This is a genomic window from Amphritea pacifica (genome assembly GCF_016924145.1).
Classification (GTDB): Bacteria; Pseudomonadota; Gammaproteobacteria; order Pseudomonadales; family Balneatricaceae; genus Amphritea; species Amphritea pacifica.
The window spans coordinates 1-4302 of the sequence record NZ_JAFFZO010000065.1 but is presented as its reverse complement, the minus strand read 5'-3'; the positions used below and the strand labels follow the sequence as shown (position 1 = coordinate 4302).

3 protein-coding genes and 1 pseudogene are annotated in these 4302 nt (G+C 50.1%); 1 reads left to right on the top strand and 3 read right to left on the bottom strand.

Translation table 11 applies throughout. The annotated features are described in order from the left end of the window. From JW499_RS21305 to eno, 3 genes and pseudogenes are all read right to left on the bottom strand, one after another. Nucleotides 1-196 (bottom strand): annotated as a pseudogene (locus JW499_RS21305) (carbohydrate porin); the annotation flags it as partial. Between the two features lie 478 nt (nt 197-674). Then, nucleotides 675-1640 (bottom strand): carbohydrate kinase family protein, encoded by a 966-nt coding sequence (locus tag JW499_RS21300; protein ID WP_205212471.1) that lies wholly within the window; start codon nt 1638-1640, stop codon nt 675-677. A gap of 162 nt (nt 1641-1802) precedes the next feature. Beyond that, nucleotides 1803-3098 carry a phosphopyruvate hydratase gene (gene eno / locus JW499_RS21295; protein ID WP_205212470.1) on the bottom strand — a complete coding sequence of 432 codons (1296 nt, stop codon included), beginning with the start codon at nt 3096-3098 and terminating at the stop codon, nt 1803-1805. 402 nt (nt 3099-3500) lie between these two features. Here eno and JW499_RS21290 point away from each other — a divergent pair, with 402 nt between their 5' ends. Next, nucleotides 3501-4073, top strand: a complete 573-nt coding sequence (locus JW499_RS21290) for a hypothetical protein (protein WP_205212469.1) — start codon at nt 3501-3503, stop codon at nt 4071-4073. The last annotated feature ends 229 nt before the right edge of the window (nt 4074-4302 follow it).

Genomic DNA, 4302 nt, shown 5'->3' with positions numbered 1-4302 from the left:
AGTACTCTCCGTTTTCACGTTTAGAGGCGACATTCAGTTCGACAAAACCGTTCTGGTCATAGGTTGTGGAGGAGGTTGCGGTATCAACCGCATCGGTATCGAGTTCAAGATTTGCATCAAACGCAAGTTGTGCCTGTGCGGTACCGGCTAATACGCAGCCAATAGCAGCGGACGTTAATAAAATGGAAGTTTTCAACGTGATTCACCTTTTCGTTTTATTATTTTCAGATCAGCGTGTAGCAGGCCGGGCTCATCAGGATGAGCCTGATCACCTGACGCTGACTGCTATTGAAAAGGTGTAGGATTAACCTCTGATTTTAATCATTCAGAGCCCTGTTAATAATTGAAATGAATGATGCAAATTTCAGTTCATCCCGGTATGAGATTGTTTGTCGGCAACGGATTGCTGTTATCACGGGAGTGGAACTTTCGGGCAGAAAAAAACAACGCTAGGGCATGCTAAGGATACGGAGAAATACTATTAACCGGCTGTTCTCTGTGGCGAGTCTGTTTTAGATTCTAAAGGTCCTGCTCCGGTACTATCTACCACGATGGACTCCTTTCCCGGTAAAGCGCGATGAACCAAAAAAAGGCCCTGATCGAATGGTTTCTATCAGGGCCTTTTGGGACGCGTTGATGTGCTTGCCTTTGATCTGTTTAGCGAATATCGCAGTTTATAATTGCAGGTCGTTTATACCGGGCAGTGAGGTGAAGGCTCCTTTATGGGACACCGCGTAGGCTCCGCAATGGGAGGCGAATCGTAGCGCTTGCTCTAGTTTGTCCGGCATATTCAGCAGTGTATTCAGCTCGTCAGGCTGACAGTCCATTGCGGCAAGCTGATAGATAAATCCACCAATAAAGGCATCACCTGCGGCAGTGCTATCCACCATAGAGACTCTGGGTGGCGTGACTGTTCCGGCGTTCTGTGCGCTGAAGTAACGCAAAGGGTTGCCGCCATCGGTCAGTAGCACCAGCGACACGCCACTGTTCAGTAGTCGTTGCAGCACCTCATCCTGCGAGGTGTTGGCCGCGAGAAAATTCATCTCTTCCTGACTCAGCTTAACGAGGTCGGCCAGCTCCAGGGCCTGCCAGATAGGGGCTGCCGGGTCGCTGTCCGCAGGCCATAAGTTGCTGCGCAGGTTGACATCAAAACTGATGAGAAAGCCTGCTGCTTTAGCTTTATCTATCCCGGCCAGAGTCGCCTCTCTGATGCCGCTTGCCGTCAGAGTATTGGAGCAGAAGTGAAAGATGCCCGCATCCGCAAACCAGTGATCCTCAAATTCATCCGCTGTAAACAGCATATCGGCAGAGGGGTTGCGGTAAAAAGTGAAGCTGCGCTCGCCCTCTGCGTCCAGTGAAACAAACGCCAGTGCGGTGTTGGCTGCGTCGGTATTCAACAGGTAATCGGTATTCACGCCAGCTTCATGCAATGACTGACGCATAAAGACACCAAACATATCGGTGCCAATTTTACCGGCCATGTAACTGTTGCCGCCTAATTTCCCTACGGCCGCCGCGACATTGGCAGGGGCGCCTCCGGGGTATTTCGCAAACTGCTCAATCTCGTTAGACTGGTTTTCACTGACCCGGCTGGAGAGCATGTCGACCAGAGCTTCGCCAAAAGAGATGACCTTTAGCATGGTTGTGTTCCTGAACGGTTATTAGGGAAGGGGGCATAAAAACGGCTCCATTCCCCTGAGTATAATGGCTCTATTTAAAAGCGGGTGCGTTAACTGTCGATGTCTGAGAGGTTAACGCCCGTTAACAATTGTAACCAGGTATCGCTTAATCATGAATCCCGGTTATTGTGCGAATATCTCACCACGACCTCGATAGGGAGCCGCCCCCTGAAGCGCTTCTTCAATGCGCAACAGGCGGTTGTATTTGGCCACCCGGTCTGAACGGCAGAGAGAACCGGTTTTAATCTGTCCGGCGCAGGTGCCAACGGCCAGATCGGCGATGGTGGTATCTTCCGTTTCGCCGGAGCGATGCGAGATTATCGCGCGATAGCCTGCATTCTGTGCCATTCTGATCGCTTCAAGGGTTTCACTCAGGGTGCCGATCTGATTAAACTTGATCAGGATTGAGTTACCGATCTTCTGATTGATACCGCGCTGAAGTATTTGGGTATTGGTGACAAAAAGATCATCACCTACCAGTTGAACTTCACTACCCAGTTTCTCTGTCAGGTAAGCCCAGCCTTCCCAGTCGGATTCATCCAGGCCATCCTCAATTGATACAATCGGATAGTGTTTAGTCAGTGCGGCCAGGTAATCGCTGAAACCCTCTGAACTGAATGACTTGCCTTCGCCGCTGAGCTGATACTTGCCGTCACGATAAAACTCAGACGCGGCACAATCCAGCGCCAGGGTGAAGTCTGTTCCCAGTGTGTAGCCTGCCTGTTCAACCGCTTCACGAATCACGATCAGCGCTTCCTCGTTGCTTTTCAGATCCGGTGCAAAACCACCCTCATCACCCACGGCAGTACTCAGTCCTCGCGCCTGAAGTACTTTCCTGAGAGAGTGGAATACCTCAGCGCCCATGCGTAAGCCTTCGCGAAAAGTGGGGGCAGAGACCGGCTGAATCATAAACTCCTGAATATCAACAGTGTTGTCGGCATGTTCGCCGCCATTGATGATGTTCATCATCGGAAGGGGCATGCTGAATACCCCAGGCTGCCCATAAAGAGAGGCGATGTGTGAATAAAGAGGGCGGTGCTGATCGGCTGCAGCCGCTTTTGCCGCGGCCAGAGAAACCGCCAGCATCGCGTTGGCACCGAGGTTAGATTTGTTTTCGCTGTTGTCCATCTCGATCAGCGCCTGGTCCAGTGTGCGTTGATTACGGGCGTCAAAGCCTTTGAGCACAACGGCGATCTTTGAGTTGATATTATCAACCGCGGTTAAAACCCCTTTGCCGTTGTAACGGTTTTTATCACCATCTCTCAGTTCCAGTGCTTCTCTTGATCCGGTACTTGCCCCTGAAGGCGCGCAAGCGACTCCGGTCACACCTGAGGCCAGTATCACCTCGGCTTCAACGGTTGGATTACCCCGGGAGTCCAGGATCTCCCGTGCAACTATCTTCTCGATGATACTGGTCATGCTGATGGTCTCCTGTGGGTTATTCTTGTGAATTATGAATTTGTAAATATAACGTATATTCTGTTTTAAATGAATCAATTCTTGGTTATTTATAGGTAATAAAACGTAATTTATGCTGTATATATGCTTTGGCTCATGCTAAATAGCGAACGATTCTAAAAAAACAGAGTGGTTGCTGCGCATTTTCAGTCTGATCTCATGTTTAGGGCATATCCTTTATCAGAGGTTTCTCATCAGGTCATTGGTTACTCTTTGCAAACATCTGGGTTTGTAATGGTCTGTCAGTATCAATGCTGTATTCAGGGATTGTCCGGGTCAGGGGGGAGCGGTAGTGATGAGGGGCCGATTATCCGGAGGTACAGACGGACTATCCTCCATAGTTTGAATGCCGGGAGTCAGATTATGAATAAGTTCATTGCAGGTCTGCTGATGTTGCCTTTGTTGGTCATTATTCCGTTGCAGGCCACTGCTGCGGTAGGGCCGGAAAGTACAATAAGTGAGCTGTACCAGGATCGTTTTCATTATCCGGTGGTGCCGACGGTGCCGTTTTATGTGCATGCTGCTAATGGTTCAGGTTCAAAGGTTGTCTGGGCTAAAGTGACTGATATGAGTTATTACCGTGATAACGACGGCGATCTGATGCTGTATGCAGGAACCACCGAGGTGTGTAGTAAGTTCTCGGTCACCGGTAGTATCGGGGACAGTGATCGTCGTTGCCTGTCATCTGAAACGGTGCCGCTCATCAGACCCGCCGGGTATAGTTATCAGTACTGCGTATTTCGCACGGATGGTGATTGTGGCCGTTATATAAAATCGGACAGCGTGTATCCGCTTAGATATCAGGTGCCTGTGGTAAAACGAATGGCCGAATCTGACAGTTTCAATTATGCCAACGTGGTGTTTACCAAGACCGTCGAACTGAGTCACTGTACTGAGTGTGAGGCGATGGGGTGGACGGTTCCCAAAGTGCATTAACAGCGGTAACTATCGTTGTACTGTGGAACTGTTTGGTGCGTGGGTCCGGTAGCCGTGAAGGGGGATAACAACCGGACTCACGCTGGTTAAACGGGTTAGAACGTGTAGTTGAGCCGTACCCGGGCTGCTGTGGTTTCATCGTCCACTACATTTGATGCGCTGGAGTAGGAGCCGGCAAAGGTCACCGTTGCTTCTGGAATACCAAACAGTGGTACTGAGTAAGCGATAT